Source organism: Ruegeria sp. C6 (genome assembly GCF_056537625.1).
Genome location: NZ_JBQFRW010000002.1, coordinates 42,387 through 58,757, shown reverse-complemented (window position 1 = coordinate 58,757; position 16,371 = coordinate 42,387). Strand labels below are relative to the sequence as shown.

Genomic DNA, 16,371 nt, shown 5'->3' with positions numbered 1-16,371 from the left:
CCTATAAATACATCTGTCCCGTCGCCGGAATTCGGCGGCCCCGAAGCTATGGGGCAGGTTTCCGTTGTCGGGGAACTTGGGGCCTATATAGTCGCGACAGCTAAAGAAGGGAAGAGGCGAATGCGCTGGGCGATTTTGTGGGTGCTAAGTGCCATGGCTGCGATGGCCGAGGGCGAAAAGGCGGGCGATTTTGACTACTACGTCCTGTCGCTCAGCTGGTCGCCCAATTGGTGCGCCCGCGAAGGCGATGCGCGCGGATCGGATCAGTGCAACGCACGACACGATCACGGATGGATATTGCATGGTCTCTGGCCGCAATTCCATCAGGGTTGGCCTTCGTACTGTCGCACGTCCGAAGCGCCACCCACACGCCGCATGACGCGGGAAATGGAGGATATTCAGGGCTCATCCGGGTTGGCCTGGCATCAATGGAAAAAGCACGGCACCTGTTCGGGCCTCAGTGCACCCGACTATTTCGCCCTGTCGCGGCAGGCTTATGCAGGAGTTGCGCGCCCCGAAGTGTTCCGCAAGCTGGACGCGACGGTCAAACTGCCCGCTTCGGTGGTGGAAGAGGCCTTTCTCAAGGCCAATCCCACGCTTGAACCCGACATGATCACCATCACCTGCAAGCAAGGCTATATCGAAGAGGTCCGCCTGTGCTTGTCCCGCGATCTTGATCCGGTGCCCTGTGGCCGCGACGTGATCCGTGATTGCACCGCTAAAGACGCGGTGTTTGATCCGATTCGTTAGAGTTTTTTGTTCTGGCAGTCGCGCGCATAATCCAGTGCTTTGGCGGTGCCTTTCAGATCAATCGCCATGACGGTCTGACCTTCTGGATTGTAGACGGTCATGGTCTTGTTCTGCGCAATCGAGGTGACGAAACTCCGGTCCGTAAAGAACACCGTCGCGCCGGGCACGCGATCCTGCTTGAACCCGATGGCGGTGGCATCAAAGCTCTTGCCGTCCAGCTCAAACCGGATTGGATATTGTTCCCCCGGTTTAATGTCGCCCCAAGCCTTGTTGTAAACGGTGAAATACCCGCGATTATCCAACGCGTCATAGCCTAGCCGCACCACCGAGAGGTCCTGATACACCGTCTGGATCAGGCACCCATTGCCAAGATTGGGGTCCATCATGATGTTCCAGCCTTCGACAAAACCTTTGTCGATGAGTTCTTGGGACAGTGCGGCGGTGGCAGTGAAGGTGGCTAGGGTGAGGGCGAGAAGGCGGCTCATAGTATGGTTTCCCAACATCATGTGGCGATTTTGATGCCTACTAACGTAGTAGGGTCAATCAATATGATAAACGTGTAATGACGCCCCATCGTTGAAAACAAAGTAGCTTTCAAACTACTGGCAGTCGTCTGAGTTTAAAACGTCGAAGTTGTTGCGGAGTACTGCAGCAATATCTTCAGCGTAACACGCCAACGATTTGTAGTTTGTGCTCGCAAGAGCGTACGCAACAATCCTCAATTCGGTGCCACTAGACCTCTTGGCCGATGCTTCGAATCTTACAGTATCTGGACGGTTCTTTCCGATATTCGCAAATAATGGGTCCAGGGGACCACCATTTGGAAGAATTTCAATGTCCGCCCAGTTTTCTAACAGAATGACAAGTATGTCTGTATCATCGATTCCACTTGGACGAGCAAAGGGGTCGACGACCGGGTTTTCTGCGGCAATTCTATTGTAAAACGCATCAAGTGTCTGATCGTCCATGTTTGAGATCACAGCTAGTCTAAGATGTTCTGGACTCGCCGCGCTTGCGAGACAGCTAAACACTACAGCACCTAGTGCCAAGATCTGCGAACGCACTGCTGGTTTGAGTTTCTGCATCTTAGTTGTTACAAATTTCATCTTTGAAGCGAAAAAGACTATAATTCCTTCCTCGCCCTAAGCGCTGCCGTAATCGTCCCATCATCCAGATAGTCCAACTCGCCCCCAATCGGTACACCTTGCGCCAGGGATGTCAGACGAACCTGCCCCTCCAACTGATCAGCGATGTAGTGGGCAGTGGTCTGGCCATCGACGGTGGCGTTCAGGGCGAGGATGATCTCGGTGATACTCTCGGCCACAACCCGGTCCTTCAACCGGGGGATACGCAATTCATCCGGGCCGACCCCGTCCAAAGCCGACAAAGTGCCGCCCAGAACGTGATAGCGACCCTTGAAGACCCCGGCACGCTCCATCGCCCAAAGGTCGGCGACGTCCTCGACCACGCACAGCTCTCCGGTTGCGCGAGCCTCGTTGTTACAGATGTCGCAGATATCAGTGGTGCCCACATTGCCGCAGTTCAGGCATTCACGGGCAGTTACGGCTACCTGCTGCATGGCGTCAGAAAGCGGCGTTAGCAGCAGGGCGCGTTTACGGATCAGGTGCAGGACTGCGCGGCGGGCCGAGCGGGGGCCGAGACCGGGCAGCTTGGCCATCAGGTCGATCAGATTGTCGATGTCACTGTTCGAACTCACCGTGAGACCCTCGCAATTGGGCCAGAGAAACACGCCCCGGCCATAGATCCGTCAGGAGGGTGTATCAGAACGGCAGCTTGATGTCTGCGGGCAGGCCCATGCTTTCGGTCAGCTTGGCCATTTCTGCCTGTGAACGTTCCTGCGCCTTGGTTTGGGCGTCCTTGATCGCGGCGAGGATGAGGTCTTCGACCACTTCCTTATCGTCACCGTTAAAGATCGACGGGTCGATATCCAGACCTTTCAACTCGCCCTTGGCGGTCGCGGTGGCCTTGACCAGCCCGGCACCGGATTCGCCGACAACCATGATGGTGTTCAGCTCTTCCTGCATGTCAGTCATCTTGGTCTGCAGATCCTGCGCGGATTTCATCATCTTGGCCATGTCACCCAGGCCGCCTAAACCTTTTAGCATCGGTAATCTCCTGTCACTCGATTTGTGGCCTAGATACGAAGCGTAACCGTGCGGCACAAGAGGTCAGGATACTCCCGCCCGTCGTCAAGGTCTTTGGCAAGACCTTTCCTCCCGTTGGGCCCGGCAGCGCGCAAGGCGCGCTGCCGGGCCCAAAGCCGCTCAGGGGTATCGGTGCCAGCCGATGGCCCGTGGCGGGTGCGGGAGCATTTGGTTGAGGTGCGCTTATGCTCGAAAGTCAGTCCTCTTCAAACGGGTCCCATTCGTCTTCGACCTCGGGCAGGGCTTCGGTTTCGACTTGAGCGGCGCGTTGTTCTGCGGTTTCGATGCTCTTGATCCGCGCTTTCGGGAAATGAGTCAGCACTGCTTGCACCAGAGGATGCTGTTCAGCCTCGGCTTTCAGGGCCAAGTCTGCAGCGTCCCGTACCTCGGCAATGGTCGGTGCGTTGCCCTCAGCGACAATAGAAACGGCCCACCGGTTGCCTGTCCAACGCTGCAGCGACGCGCCCAATCGTTGTGACAGGTCGGTCGGGGCGTTGTCGGTTGGGGCAAACTCGATCCTACCCGGTTGGTAGGATACCAGACGCACGCCGTTTTCGACCTCGACCAACAACTTCACGTCCCGGTTGGCTCGGATCAGTTCGACCACATGTTCAAATGTTGGATAGCGTGCCAGCGCTGCCTGCACATCTTGGGCCAGCGCAGCTGTTGGCCCGCCTGCGTTGCCGCCGATTCCCGATGCGGCATAGGCCGATCGGGCCACAGCCTGTGGCGCGGCAGGAGCATGTCCCGGCGCACCGATTCCCCTGCCGGGGCCACCATTGGGCGGCGGAGGCGTATCTTGCAGACGCTTGATCAGCTCCTCCGGGCTAGGCAAGTCGGCCACATGGGTCAGGCGGATCACGGCCATTTCCGCAGCCATCATTGCGTTGGGTGCGGCGGAAACTTCCTCGAGCGCTTTCAGCAGCATTTGCCACATGCGTGTAAGGACTCGCATGGGCAGAGCCTCGGCCATTTGTTGACCTCGGGCGCGTTCGTCGGGGGAAACGGTGGGATCTTCGGCGGCATCCGGGGTGATCTTGACCACCGAAACCCAATGCGTGATTTCAGCCAGATCGCGTAAGACGGCGAGTGGATCAGCCCCTTCGGCATATTGCCCGCTCAGCTCGGTCAACGCGCCTGCAGCATCGCCGCGCAGGATCATATCCATCAGATCCAGCACCCGGCCCCGATCGGCCAGCCCCAGCATCGCGCGCACCTGATCCGCGCTGGTTTCACCGGCCCCGTGCGAGATCGCCTGATCAAGCAGCGAGGTCGCATCCCGCGCCGATCCCTCGGCGGCCCGGGTGATCAACGATAACGCATCCTCGGCAATCTGTGCCCCCTCGGCACCTGCAATTTTGCGCAGCAGTCCGATCATATCCTCCGGCTCGATCCGGCGCAGATCAAAGCGCTGGCAACGGGACAGGACGGTCACCGGGACCTTGCGAATCTCGGTGGTGGCAAAGATGAACTTCACGTGTTCGGGGGGTTCTTCCAGCGTCTTGAGCAGCGCGTTAAAAGCGCTGGTCGACAGCATGTGAACCTCGTCGATTATATAGATCTTGTAGCGCGCGGATGCAGCGCGATAGCGTACGCTGTCGATGATCTCGCGGATGTCATTGACACCGGTGCGGCTGGCGGCGTCCATCTCCATCACGTCGACATGGCGGCCCTCCATGATGGCTACGCAGTGTTCACATTGACCGCAGGGTTCGGTGGTAGGGCCGCCGCTGCCATCGGGACCGATGCAGTTCATACCCTTGGCTATGATCCGAGCGGTCGTCGTCTTGCCGGTACCGCGGATGCCGGTCATGATGAAGGCCTGCGCGATCCGGTCCGCCTCGAAGGCGTTTTTCAGAGTGCGCACCATGGCGTCTTGACCGACCAGATCGGCAAAGGTTTCGGGGCGGTATTTGCGGGCAAGAACCTGGTAGGCGGGGCTGGGCGTCTCGGTCATGTCTGCTCTGTCGGATTCGCGTTACGCCGCAGCGTAGAGGCCCCCGCCGCCCGCGTCCACAGCCAGCCGGGACGATTTTCATTTTGGAATGCGTGGGTATGCGGCTAAAATCCACTCTATTCTATTTACTGGACCAGTATGTTGTTGGGTGAAGTTTGTTTGGGGGGAGATTATGTCGCAACTGGTGGTTTATGCGTTGCAGGTTGGCGGAGGTACGTTGGCCTTGTCCTCAATGCCTGGGCGTGGAGGAACGTATACAGAAGACCTTGATCTTATCGCAGACTGGAAGCCGGGACTTGTGATCTCGATGACCACTGAGGTCGAGATGATTCAGGATGGTGCGCGGAATTTTGGCGCTGATATTCAGGGGCGTGCCAGCAGATGGGTGCATTTGCCGATCGAAGATTTTGGCACGCCACCCAAGGAGATTGTGGAGCGCTGGCCCCGCGTTGGCGCGACTGCCCGTCAGGCGTTGTCAGGTGGTGGCCGTGTGCTAGTGCATTGCCGTGGTGGCTGTGGCCGATCCGGGATGGTGGTTCTGCGTCTGATGGTTGAATGCGGTGAACGGCCTGAGGCGGCATTGAAGCGATTGCGTACGGTGCGTCCTTGCGCAGTCGAGACAAATGCCCAGATGCTTTGGGCCGTTGAACCGGCCCGTGTTCAAGCCGTTTGACGGCCTAGACACCAACATGTGGCGAGATTTCGCCACCGGTATGTGGTACCAGAAGCGAAGCCTCAAGCATGGCGCACGGATGGTTCCTCAGCAGGTCAGAGGGCAGGCTGCTGAACTCGGTCCCGAACATCATGTCAGCGTAGTCATCAAGCCGGTCGATCGCAGTTTCAGGATCGGCGCCGCAGAATACGCGGATCTGATCACATTGGGCGCGAAAGCGGGCGGTACACCCCTCTGGGCAGTGCGACAGGTCTATGCTGCCTTCAATTTCGAACTCAGGTTTTGTGATCGGCTGTGCAGACGACATGGCCTGCGTCAGAGCCCGCGCCATCTGCGCCAATGCGGGGCAGGGTGCGCCAGTACGTTGGCACACGGTCGCCGTGAATTCGTGTGTTTTGGTCTTCCAGATCATCAATGCGCCCTCCGCGCGCAAGGCGAGGGCGTGGCACAGGTTGGTCGTTGCGGAGCACGATCAAACCCGTCCCGGACACCCCGCCCGAGTTTCGGTTCTACATCCGATGGCAGGTCTCCTGACTTGCGGGTCATCGCTTTGCCGACCTTCCCAGCCTTCAAGGCCAGTGGTATCTCGGCATTGCTCTCCGCTTACAGTTGCGGGGGCAGTCTCGGACTAGGTTCTTTCCGGATTTATCCGGGCAGAACCGCACCGTGTTCCCTTTTCATCCCGGCCCGATTGGGCGCGAGAACCATCGCGCCATGGCTAGCGGCTGCGCCGTGCCCGAGTCAAGAAGATTGCGTCAGGCAAGTGACGTACGGTCCAGCCACGTCAACCTTGACTTGAGGCGCTTCGGGTGAACTGATCAGTTCAGTCGGTATTGGAGGGCACCATGTTGGACACGCAGCTGGCGGTTGTGACCGAGGATTTTCAGATCCCGTCCGACCCGGCAATGTTGTCGGCGCGGCTTTACCGTCCGGTTGCCGACCCCGAAAAGGTGGTCGTCATAAACGGTGCGACTGGGGTGCCGAGGGATTACTATCAGTACTTCGCCCGATGGCTTGCCGAAGAACAGGGCATGGCCTGCCTGACCTATGACTACCGGGATTTTGGTCACTCTTTGGTGGGTTCGCAAAAGCGGTCAAATGTCACCATGGCCGATTGGGCGTTGATCGACATTCCAGCCGCCCGGGCCGAGATGCGCCGACGGTTTCCGCAGGCCAAGCTATGGAGCATCGGTCATTCCTTGGGCGGAATGTTTGGCCCGATCCAACCCGATATCGATCAGATTGACAGGATGATCTGTGTCTGTTCGGGTCTGGTAACGCTGGCGGATCACCCTTGGCCTTATCGCGCTTTGGCGGCGTTGTTTTGGTATGGTCACGCGCCGCTGGTGGTCAAGGCGCTTGGCTACCTGCCCGGGCGGTTGGTCGGGTTTGGATCGGACCTGCCTGCCCAAGTCTATTGGCAATGGCGCAAATGGTGCACCGCCCCCAAAAGCTATGTGCCAGAGATCGGCACGACACTGCCCGCCGCCCGCTGGAAAGACTTGGGCAAACGTGTCGATCTGTTTACCTTCGCAGATGATGAAATGGTGCCGCCGGATGCTGTCTGGCGTCTTGCCGATCTCTATGGACCCAAAGCCGGGCGCCATCTGCTTGCACCAAGCGAATTCGGAGTGTCCAAGATCGGCCATATCGGTGCATTCGCAAGACGGAATGCGGCAGTCTGGCCTAGGCTGATCGCCTGATAGCGCTGGGCACCGGTAGGTCGGTGCCCAGCTTCGTTATAGCCCTTTACGGGATTTTTTCTCGTGCATCACGCTGCGCACCATCTTGCCGAAAGCCTTGTCACGGGCGCGGGCCTGCGCCACCGAAGCGGAATTGTGTTGGTCTTCGCGCCGCAGCTTGCGCCAGCGGTCCAGCCGCGCGGGATCAAGCGTACCAGCGTCGATTGCCGCCTGCACCGCACATCCGGGCTCAGACTCGTGCTGACAATCCGAGAAGCGGCAATCCAGGCTGAGGTCTGAGATGTCCGAAAATACCTCATCCAACCCCTCCTGCGCATCCAGCAGACGCAACGCGCGCATGCCGGGCGTATCGATCAGCCAGCCGCCATTGCGCATGCGATGCAAGGCGCGTGCAGTTGTTGTGTGCCTGCCGCGCGCATCGTCTTCGCGAATACCTGCGGTGGCCTGATCCTGCCCCGTCATCCCGTTGGCGAGCGTCGTTTTCCCAACGCCGGATGATCCAAGCAAGGCGCTGGTTTGTCCTTTCGGACACCACGACAGAACTTGTTCGAGATCGCCGTGATCCAGCGCGTTGACCGCAAGTACCGTCAGAAACGGGGCGAGCGATTGGGCTTGATCTACATAAAGGCTCGGATCATCGCACATGTCCGATTTGGTCAGAACGACCACCGGATAGCAGCCTGCCTGATGCGCCAGCGCAAGATACCGCTCCAATCGTGGCAGATTAAAATCGGCGTTGCAGGAACTGACGATGAACAGCACGTCTACATTTGCAGCGATCAACTGCGCTGCAGCTCCGGTACCTGCCGCTCGGCGTTGAAGCAGGCTTCGCCGGTCCAGCATACGGCGTATTCGTTTGTTTTCATCCACCAGAACCCAATCTCCGACGGCATATGCACCGGTTGATTGATCCGGAGATAACAAAGGCGATTCACCTTCAGGGCTCAGCCCGATCAGTCGATCCCGGTGTACGGCCGAGATGCGATACGGAAGAAGAGACGGATCAGCCGTATGCTGAGCCGCGAAATGAGAGGACCATCCGAGGTCCGATAAGGAAAGTAACATTGGTCTGCCTGTGATCAGAAACAGCAATCCCGTCGAATGGCAATCGCGCATCCGCCGGCGACGTGTTCAGGCAATCAGTTGATCGGAAAGGATCAGAACCGGTCTGCCCGAAGGGTTTTTGCTACAATCATAAACGCCCTCCTGCGGCTGATAGGTTCTAAGTGAGAGGTTGGACATCGACCCAAGCGGGGCTCGTTGTGGCTGCTTCCTTCCGGACCTGACCAGGTTGGCGAGGCGCTCGCCCGCGCCAACCTCTCAAAGCCGATATAGGTGCATCCCCTGAAAATGGCAACCCGTCAGAAGGTCAGATGAATACGCATGAAACCATCCGCATCGTCGGGCAGAATGCGTGGATGATACTCAGCAAGCTCTGCAACATGGTGTAGCGCGCGCGGCCCCGTTGTCAGGATCGCGCCCTGCCTTTGGTTTGGTACAAAAGAAAAGGGGCGCGGTGCATGCGCGAGTGGGTCGGCGGGCAATGTGCCCGCGACGTATTTGCATAGAATATCCTGTATGCTGATCTGAGGCAGGTCAATCATACGGGCTTGTCGCGCAATTGGAAAATGACCACCGCCATTGGCGCGGTAGTTATTGGTGGCGACAAGGAAACTCTGGTCAGGCGCAATCGGCTGCCCATCGAATTCCAGGTTGCGAATGCGGGAAAATGCCGGATCAATCACTCGACCGAGCGTATCGAACCGCGCCGGTTGCGAAAGATCGATCTGGTAGGTGACGCCATGCAGGACATCGAAATTGAAGCCCGTGCGCTGAGGATCGGCAAGATCGATCGGGGCGTCTGATCCAAGTTGATGGAACAGCCCGGCTGACATCTCAAGCCAGTCCCGAATCTGAGAACCTGAGGCCAGCACCGCGCGCAATTCATTAGGAAAGACACTGAGATCGGCGATATGTCGAACTGAAATCTCGCCTGAGGGGATATCCGTGTAGTACTTGCTTCCTGCGCGCCCGCCGAACTTTGCCGGGGCGGCTGACGATATGATCGGCAAATCTGCCCAGTCGGTATCGACCAAATGCGGGCGTAGGGCAGCGGCCTGAGCCGCCGCAACCAAGGCCAGACCGCGATCCGGTAAGCAATATGAGAAGTAGCTGTGTAGCGTGTGTGGGATTGTGCCCACTGGCCTGGTCACCCTTTTGCGCGTCGCAGCGTGGCCGGTCGCAAACAGCTCTGTGATCCTTGGGCATTCGGGTATTTCTGTGCCCGATTGAGCGATTGCCCGTGCTTCGACATGGCTGCCTGTAATGCGCCAATCGCCGGTGGTATCTTTTTGCAGTGTCAGATCAATGATCCCAAGATGAGACCCGGCCCAACCCTGCATGACAACCGGCGTTCCATGGACAAGCCCCCGCGTACTGTCGACGAATGGATAACCATCATGCGCCTTTCCGGGCAGTGTCAGATGGGTGTGGCCTGCGACGACGGCATCAATCAGCGGCATCTCGGCCAGCGGGATGATCGCGTTTTCCATATCCGGCTCGGCCATTGCCGATCCCAGTCCGGTATGCGCAAGGGCGACAATCAGGTCGCAACCTTGCACGCTGAGATATTCAGCAGCGCGCCGCGCAGCGGCCAGAATGTCTGTTACCACGACCCGGTCCGTTAGCAGATGTGCTTCCCACTGTGCGGTTTGAGAGGGCAAAACAGAAAGAACCCCGATGCGGATTGCGGTGTCCTGTCCATTTAGTCTGACAACCCGATGCAGAATCGTGTGTGCATCCCAACCTTGTTCGGTCTGAGTGGTTTGCATATTGCTGCAAATCATTGGGCAGGCGGTTTGGCGAGCGATGCGATTGACGAGTTCCAGCCCAAATCCGAAATCGTGATTGCCCAATCCGATCGCGTCATAGTTCAACGTGTTGAACGCGCGTGGCAGGGGATGGGCGTCTGGCACGTTTTCAGCTGCCCAGTTGCCAAATGGCGTTCCCTGCAGGCTATCACCATTGTCAAACAACAGCACAAGGGCGTCATCGCGTTCAGCCTGTCTGCGCGCCTCGTGAATCAGGCTGGCGGTACGGGTCAAACCAATCGCAGGTTCGGGGCGATCCGAATAGTAATCATATGACGTCAGGTGCATGTGTAGATCGGATGTAGCAAGGATTCGCATCCGTGCGCTATCATCCGCATCTCTTCGTTGTCGCATTAAATGATTTGATTTCAATATTTTAAACTTCTAGCTGTCAGTGTGCCAACGCTTTCACCATGAGGTCGATTTAATGCAATTTCCGGGGCGATGCCGCGGTTATTCCGCGGCAGGGTCGAAAAATGTTTGGTCGATACCCGTTGCACGATCAGGTAAGACGTGGCAGCCCTTTGCGCGGCAGTCAGGAACGGCAGGCATGAAACGCGCAGAACAGGTGACATTTGGCGGCTCGGCACTGGATCGGGCGGGTTTGCTGCGCGGCGACGCGGACAAACTGGCACAGGTTTATCGTGACCCTTTGGCAACATGTGTGTTGCTGTGGCGCGGCAAACTGTTGGTTGAGGGTGAGGCACTGGACCGGCTCGTCCGGCTTCCGATGAAGCACAAGATTCTCGATCAGGGCCCGGGCGGTGTGATCGAGCAACCGATTTTCCTCGGAAAATCCGAGGATGGATCGCCGCTTTTTGCCATGGATATCTCGGGTTGGGCGGCTGAAGGGCTGGATTTATCCGGTGTCGGAGATTTTGTCGACCGCAGCGAACAGCAGCACCCTGACCTGCCCGAGGGGTATGTTTTTGCCGAACTGCGCCGCATCATGACGCGCCTCAACCCACGAGACGCAGAGATTGCGGCAACCGCCAAGGCGGTGATCGGCTGGCACGAAACGCATCAATTCTGTGCCCGATGTGGTGCCCGCAGCGAGATGTCTCAGGGTGGATGGCAGCGCAGTTGCCCGGCCTGCGGCGGCCAGCATTTCCCGCGCACCGATCCTGTGGTCATCATGTTGATTACCCATGGCAATTCGGTGCTGATGGGGCGCTCTCCGGGCTGGCCTGAAGGCATGTATTCGCTTTTGGCTGGTTTTGTTGAGCCCGGTGAAACGCTGGAAGCCGCTGTGCGGCGCGAAGTGATGGAAGAGGCCGGCGTGCCCGTGGGCGCGGTGAGCTATCTCGCAAGCCAACCCTGGCCATTTCCCGCATCCCTGATGTTTGGATGCGCAGGCGAGGCGTTATCGCGCGATATCCAGATCGATCCGGTCGAGATCGAGGATGCGATCTGGGTCACACGGACAGAGATGATGCAGGCCTTCGCTGGGGATCACCCTAAGCTGTTGCCTGCCCGAAAAGGTGCGATTGCGCACTTTTTGTTGCAACACTGGCTTGCAGACACGTTGGACTGACGAGAAACTGAACCCAATCTAGGGCAGAGAAAAGCAAACATGCAGTTTTCAGCGCAGGAAGATATCGATGTCCCGATCGAGACGGTCTTCAACATGGTCTCGGATTTTGAACGCTTTGAACGCAAAGCCTTGCGGCGCGGGGTCGATGTGCGTCGGGTCACGGGGTCGGTTGTGCCGCAGGCCGGAATAACCTGGGAGACCGAATTCAAGATACGTGGCAAGCCACGTCATATCATTATCGAGATGACTGAATGCGACCGCCCGTCCTTGATGCGGTTCCAGTCCAGCAGCAAGGGAATGAACGGCGACACGGTGATCGAGCTTTTGGCGCTTTCCCAACGTCGGACACGGCTGCGCGTTGAAACATCGCTGGGTGCGAAAACGCTGCCCGCCCGCCTATTGCTTCAATCCCTGAAGTTAGGGCAATCCCGATTCAGGCGGCAGTTCCAGACCCGTCTCAGCGAATTCGCGCGCGATATGGAGGAACGACACCTCCATGGTGTCTGACAACCGAGAAGTAGATGAGCACTTTAACGAGACCGATCATACGCGACGCTGTCGAAGCCGATGCGGATGGCTTGTCCGGTGTGCTAACAGCGCTTGTAGCGGCTGGAAAGCGGACCAAGCCCGCCGACAGCGCCTTTGCACTGACGCATTACATCTGCGACCCTGAGCGGATTCAGTGTAGCCTTGCCGTTGCGCCGGACGGACAGATACTGGGTTTCCAGTCGTTGAAGCTTGCCAACCGAAACAACCCGTATGGCGTTGCGGTCGGGTGGGGCATCATTGGGACGCATATCAAACCGTCCGCTGCGCGATGTGGTATCGGTCGGGCGTTGTTCAAACGTTCTCTTCAAGCCGCTCGGCAGCAGGGATTGCCCGCTATCGATGCTACGATCGGGGCCAATAATTCCGACGGCCTTGGCTATTATGAGGCGATGGGATTCAGAGAGTACCGGCAGATGGATGGCGCGATATGCAAGGTCTTTCGCATGGGGACCGGAGTGACCAACCCGTAGTCCGCCGCACTTTCAGTATGTCGCACCGAAGGACTCTAATTACTGTTCTAGGGTGCAAGCGTAGCTGCCCCGCCTATCCAGGCCGTTCCTTTGAAGGGCTGCCCCGCCTATCCAGGCCGTTCCTTTGAAGGGGCGAGCCGATTGCCTGCACTAACCACGAGGTTGCGCAGCCGGATAAACGCCGAGGACCTCTACGTTGGTGGTAAAATGCTCAAGCTCATCCATCGCCAGTTGCACATTTCGATCGCCTGGATGACCCACGATATCGGCATAGAACTGGGTCGCGGTGAAGGACCCGTCGACCATATAGCTTTCCAGCTTGGTCATGTTGATTCCGTTGGTTGCAAATCCGCCCATCGCTTTGTACAGCGCCGCCGGGATGTTACGCACCTGAAAGACAAAACTTGTGATCATGCCGTGATCACCACGGCGCGATTCGTCGGCCTCACGAGACATCACCAGAAAACGGGTCGTGTTGTCGCCCTGATCTTCAATGTGACGGGCCAAAACGTTGAGGCCGTAAATCTCACCTGCCAGCTCACTGGCTAACGCTGCGGAGTGTTTGTCGCCGATCTCGGCGACCTCGCGTGCGGCACGAGCATTATCCGGGCTGACCCTGCCACGAATTCCGTGTTGCTTCAGGAAACCTGCGCATTGTGGTAGCAAGACGAGGTGGGAATGCGCCTCAGTGATATCCTCCAGAGTCGCGCCCGGTACGCCCAACAGGTTGATGTGCACGCGCACAAATGCTTCGTCGATGATGTGCAGCCCGCTATGCGGAAGCAGGCGGTGAATATCGGCCACACGACCATAGGTGGTATTTTCCACCGGTAGCATGGCCAGATCAGCCTCACCTGAGCGCACTGATTCGATCACATCTTCGAAAGTGCGGCAGGGCAGGGCGTCCATATCCGGTCGCGCGTTCCGGCAGGCTTCGTGACTGTATGCGCCGGGTTCTCCCTGAAATGCTATGCGATTGGTCATTTGGTCGTTTCCGTGCAACAAGTTCTTGAATTGGGCGTTTAGTCGCGGTGTCTATACCTTGCGTCTTCTCAGGGGAAGCCTTAGACACCCCGCAGACAGCTGAAATGGACACGCGATCAAAATGTTCGACACGATGACAGTTACCAAAGCCGCAGCCGGCTTGTTTGGCACCTTCCTGGTGTTGCTTCTGGCAAAATGGGGGGCGGATGTCCTCTATAGCTCTGACAGCCATCTTGCCGAAGCTGCTTACATTATCGAAACCGAAAGCTCGGGCGAAAGCGCGGACGGCGAAGAAGTAGTCTTTGAAGATATGTTGGCTGCAGCCGATCCGGAAAAAGGCGCGCGCGTATTCCGCAAGTGCACCGCTTGCCACAAACTGGAAGACGGCGCCAATGGTACAGGTCCTTACCTTTACGGTGTCGTAGATCGCCCGGTTGCCTCAGCAAAAGGCTTCACCGGTTATTCGGCCTCGATGCAGGCGCATGGCGGCAACTGGACACCCGAAGCCCTGGACGCGTTCCTGGAACGCCCAAGCGCCTATATCTCGGGCACTTCGATGAGCTTTGCTGGCCTGAAAAAACCACAAGAACGCGCCGATCTGATTGCGTATCTGCAGACCATCGGCAACTGATCTGTTGATCAGATTTGCAGGATTTAAAGCCGCTGCCTTGCGCAGCGGCTTTATTTTTTGTCTGAGAAGAACTTCACAAAGCGTTCACGCATTCTAAACTTGCAACTGACAGTGCTGGACCTTTAGCTGGCGGGCACGACAATGAAGATGACAGAAATTCAGAGGACGAGCCTGATGAAACCCCTTCTGCCCCAGATGCGCTTTACCGGAATTCACGCTTGGGCTGCGGCTTTGGGGATTTCGGCGACACTGGTTCTGGGCAGCAGCGATCCTGCCCGTGCCAATGAAGAGGGCGTCACGCGCAGCCACGGGTATTCCTATTTCGGAAATCTGGATTATCCGGCCGACTATCCGTACTTGAACTACGTCAACCCAGACGCACCAAAGGGCGGAGAGCTGTCTTTGGCGGGCTCAGGTACGTTTGATTCCCTGAACCCTTATTCGCGCAAGGGGCGGGCAGGCGCTTTGACTACGCTTCAATATGACCCGCTGATCGAAAGCACCGCGGATAGTGTCGGGCAGTATTATGGGGTTGTTGCGGAAAGTATGGAATATGACGAAGGGCGCAATTATGTGATCTTCAATCTGCGCCCCGAAGCTATGTTCTGGGATGGCACCCCGGTGACTGCCGAAGACGTCGTCTATAGTCATCGTTTGTTCATTGAGCAGGGTTTGCCGTCTTATGCGCAAGCCGTCGGGCGCATGGTTACAGGGGCTGAAGCTCTGGATGACCACACTGTAAAATTTACTTTTAGTCCGGATGTCACCCGGCGCGGGTTGATCGAAACCGTCGGGTCGACCCCGGTATTTTCAAAAGCCTGGTTCGAGGCCGATGAAAGCCGTCGTCTGGACGAACCGCGGCTAGAGGTCGCCGTTGGTTCAGGTCCTTACAAACTGGACAGCTATGACATCAACCGTCGTATAGTCTACAAGCGTCGCGACGATTATTGGGGCAAGGATCTGCCGATCAACATAGGCCGCAACAATTACGACACTATCCGGATCGAGTATTTCGCGGACCAGACCGCCGCCTTCGAAGGGTTCAAGGCGGGCGAATACACGATGCGTATCGAAAGTGACCCCAAGCTCTGGGCCTCTAGTTACGATTTCCCGAAACTCAGCGAAGGGTTTGTCGTGCAGGACGAGATCGTGGATGGTAGCCCACCAACGCCATCGGGTTTCGTTTTCAATCTGGGCAAGCCTCAATTTGCCGACAAGAATGTGCGTAAAGCGCTGGCGCTGGCGTTCAATTTCGAATGGGCAAATGAATCGCTGATGTTCGGTCTGAACGCACCGCGCAGTTCATTCGTGCAAGGGACACATCTTGAAGCGACAGGCGTGCCGGAGGGTGCCGAACTGGCGTTTCTGGAAACGCTGGGTGACGTGGTTCCGGCCGAGGTGTTCAGCGAGCCTGCGCTTGTCGTCCACGAATCCAATCCAGCTCGGTTGAACGACCGTCGCAATTTGCGGCAAGCCTCGAAACTGCTGGACGAGGCTGGTTGGCCCGTCGGCGACGGCAATCTGCGCCGCAATGCCGATGGGCAGACGCTGAAGGTCAATATTCCGTATGCGTCGAGCATTCCAACCTCGACCGCCACCATGATCGAGACCTATGTGCAGAACCTGCAGTCGATCGGTGTGGATGCTTCGGCCGAGAAGGTAGATCCTTCTCAATTCACCCTGCGGCGGCGTGAGCGTGATTATGATATGGTATATTCGAACCGCTATGGCTCGTTCCTGTCGACCGGCGGGGGTCTCAGTCAGATGTACGGATCGGAAGAAGCCGCGTTTAGCTTGTTCAATCCTGCCGGTCTTGCCAGCCCACTTGTTGACGCTGTGATCGAAGCGTCATTCGACACGACAAATCAGGCGGAACAGGATGCTGCGCTGATGGCGTTGGATCGTGTCTTGCGTTATGAGTTCTTCGTCATTCCCGATGGGTATGTGGCGGATTACTGGACGGCTTATTACGACATGTACGAATACCCTGAAAACCTGCCTCCATTCTCGCTTGGGTATCTCGATCTGTGGTGGATCAACCCCGAGAAAGAGGCTGACCTGAAAGCCAAAGGCGCACTGCGATAA

The 16,371-nt window shown here is 57.5% G+C and carries 17 protein-coding genes, 1 other RNA gene and 1 riboswitch; of the genes, 8 read left to right on the top strand and 10 right to left on the bottom strand.

All coding sequences use genetic code 11. The annotated features are described in order from the left end of the window. Positions 1-120 precede the first annotated feature (120 nt). Positions 121-750, top strand: coding sequence for a ribonuclease T2 (locus tag ACR0MJ_RS07865; RefSeq protein WP_170406570.1), 630 nt, complete (start codon positions 121-123; stop codon positions 748-750). On the opposite strand, the gene ACR0MJ_RS07860 is transcribed toward ACR0MJ_RS07865, so the two are convergent. The 5 genes from ACR0MJ_RS07860 to ACR0MJ_RS07840 all read right to left on the bottom strand — a co-directional run bounded on the left by ACR0MJ_RS07860 (position 747) and on the right by ACR0MJ_RS07840 (position 4,872). Next, positions 747-1,235, bottom strand: a complete 489-nt coding sequence (locus tag ACR0MJ_RS07860) for a hypothetical protein (protein ID WP_170732496.1) — start codon at positions 1,233-1,235, stop codon at positions 747-749. The two genes, ACR0MJ_RS07865 and ACR0MJ_RS07860, sit on opposite strands and share 4 nt — an antisense overlap. A 114-nt stretch (positions 1,236-1,349) precedes the next feature. Continuing rightward, the gene (locus ACR0MJ_RS07855) at positions 1,350-1,718 is read right to left on the bottom strand and encodes a hypothetical protein (protein ID WP_480760388.1); all 369 of its coding nucleotides are present in this window, start codon (positions 1,716-1,718) and stop codon (positions 1,350-1,352) included. A 155-nt stretch (positions 1,719-1,873) separates the two neighbouring features. Then, positions 1,874-2,467 carry a recombination mediator RecR gene (gene recR / locus ACR0MJ_RS07850; RefSeq protein WP_480760385.1) on the bottom strand — a complete coding sequence of 198 codons (594 nt, stop codon included), beginning with the start codon at positions 2,465-2,467 and terminating at the stop codon, positions 1,874-1,876. A gap of 64 nt (positions 2,468-2,531) precedes the next feature. Continuing rightward, on the bottom strand, positions 2,532-2,876 hold the full coding sequence (locus ACR0MJ_RS07845; protein WP_170398693.1) for a YbaB/EbfC family nucleoid-associated protein: 345 nt from the start codon (positions 2,874-2,876) through the stop codon (positions 2,532-2,534). A 235-nt stretch (positions 2,877-3,111) separates the two neighbouring features. After that, entirely contained in the window at positions 3,112-4,872 is a 1,761-nt protein-coding gene (locus ACR0MJ_RS07840; protein WP_480760383.1) for a DNA polymerase III subunit gamma/tau, read from the bottom strand. Between the two features lie 172 nt (positions 4,873-5,044). Between ACR0MJ_RS07840 and ACR0MJ_RS07835 the strand changes: the two genes are divergently transcribed. Continuing rightward, positions 5,045-5,545 (top strand): phosphatase domain-containing protein, encoded by a 501-nt coding sequence (locus ACR0MJ_RS07835; protein WP_170625808.1) that lies wholly within the window; start codon positions 5,045-5,047, stop codon positions 5,543-5,545. Between the two features lie 4 nt (positions 5,546-5,549). Here the strand turns inward: ACR0MJ_RS07835 and ACR0MJ_RS07830 are convergent, their stop codons facing one another. Continuing rightward, entirely contained in the window at positions 5,550-5,957 is a 408-nt protein-coding gene (locus ACR0MJ_RS07830; protein ID WP_170406558.1) for a hypothetical protein, read from the bottom strand. Positions 5,958-6,048: 91 nt separating this feature from the next. Beyond that, positions 6,049-6,269: riboswitch (cobalamin riboswitch) on the bottom strand. A gap of 121 nt (positions 6,270-6,390) precedes the next feature. Between ACR0MJ_RS07830 and ACR0MJ_RS07825 the strand changes: the two genes are divergently transcribed. Beyond that, positions 6,391-7,248 (top strand): alpha/beta fold hydrolase, encoded by an 858-nt coding sequence (locus ACR0MJ_RS07825; protein ID WP_170736295.1) that lies wholly within the window; start codon positions 6,391-6,393, stop codon positions 7,246-7,248. A gap of 36 nt (positions 7,249-7,284) precedes the next feature. Here ACR0MJ_RS07825 and rsgA read toward each other — a convergent pair whose 3' ends face one another. From rsgA to ACR0MJ_RS07810, 3 genes are all read right to left on the bottom strand, one after another. Further along, positions 7,285-8,313 carry a ribosome small subunit-dependent GTPase A gene (gene rsgA / locus ACR0MJ_RS07820; RefSeq protein ID WP_480760379.1) on the bottom strand — a complete coding sequence of 343 codons (1,029 nt, stop codon included), beginning with the start codon at positions 8,311-8,313 and terminating at the stop codon, positions 7,285-7,287. A 159-nt stretch (positions 8,314-8,472) separates the two neighbouring features. Then, positions 8,473-8,571, bottom strand: an RNA gene (gene ffs, locus ACR0MJ_RS07815) — signal recognition particle sRNA small type. Positions 8,572-8,609: 38 nt separating this feature from the next. Next, on the bottom strand, positions 8,610-10,472 hold the full coding sequence (locus ACR0MJ_RS07810) for a bifunctional 2',3'-cyclic-nucleotide 2'-phosphodiesterase/3'-nucleotidase (RefSeq protein WP_480760377.1): 1,863 nt from the start codon (positions 10,470-10,472) through the stop codon (positions 8,610-8,612). A 196-nt stretch (positions 10,473-10,668) separates the two neighbouring features. On the opposite strand from ACR0MJ_RS07810, the gene nudC reads away from it, so the two are divergent. From nudC to ACR0MJ_RS07795, 3 genes are read left to right on the top strand one after another with little or no spacing between them, the layout of a single operon-like run. After that, positions 10,669-11,652, top strand: coding sequence for an NAD(+) diphosphatase (gene nudC, locus ACR0MJ_RS07805; RefSeq protein ID WP_480760373.1), 984 nt, complete (start codon positions 10,669-10,671; stop codon positions 11,650-11,652). A 39-nt stretch (positions 11,653-11,691) separates the two neighbouring features. Further along, positions 11,692-12,159 (top strand): SRPBCC family protein, encoded by a 468-nt coding sequence (locus ACR0MJ_RS07800; protein WP_170406543.1) that lies wholly within the window; start codon positions 11,692-11,694, stop codon positions 12,157-12,159. Between the two features lie 14 nt (positions 12,160-12,173). Continuing rightward, entirely contained in the window at positions 12,174-12,671 is a 498-nt protein-coding gene (locus ACR0MJ_RS07795) for a GNAT family N-acetyltransferase (protein ID WP_170425763.1), read from the top strand. Between the two features lie 150 nt (positions 12,672-12,821). Here ACR0MJ_RS07795 and ACR0MJ_RS07790 read toward each other — a convergent pair whose 3' ends face one another. After that, positions 12,822-13,655 (bottom strand): prephenate dehydratase, encoded by an 834-nt coding sequence (locus ACR0MJ_RS07790; RefSeq protein WP_170398663.1) that lies wholly within the window; start codon positions 13,653-13,655, stop codon positions 12,822-12,824. A gap of 121 nt (positions 13,656-13,776) precedes the next feature. On the opposite strand from ACR0MJ_RS07790, the gene ACR0MJ_RS07785 reads away from it, so the two are divergent. Beyond that, positions 13,777-14,286 carry a c-type cytochrome gene (locus ACR0MJ_RS07785; protein ID WP_170398660.1) on the top strand — a complete coding sequence of 170 codons (510 nt, stop codon included), beginning with the start codon at positions 13,777-13,779 and terminating at the stop codon, positions 14,284-14,286. Between the two features lie 174 nt (positions 14,287-14,460). Further along, on the top strand, positions 14,461-16,371 hold the full coding sequence (locus tag ACR0MJ_RS07780) for an extracellular solute-binding protein (protein WP_170398657.1): 1,911 nt from the start codon (positions 14,461-14,463) through the stop codon (positions 16,369-16,371).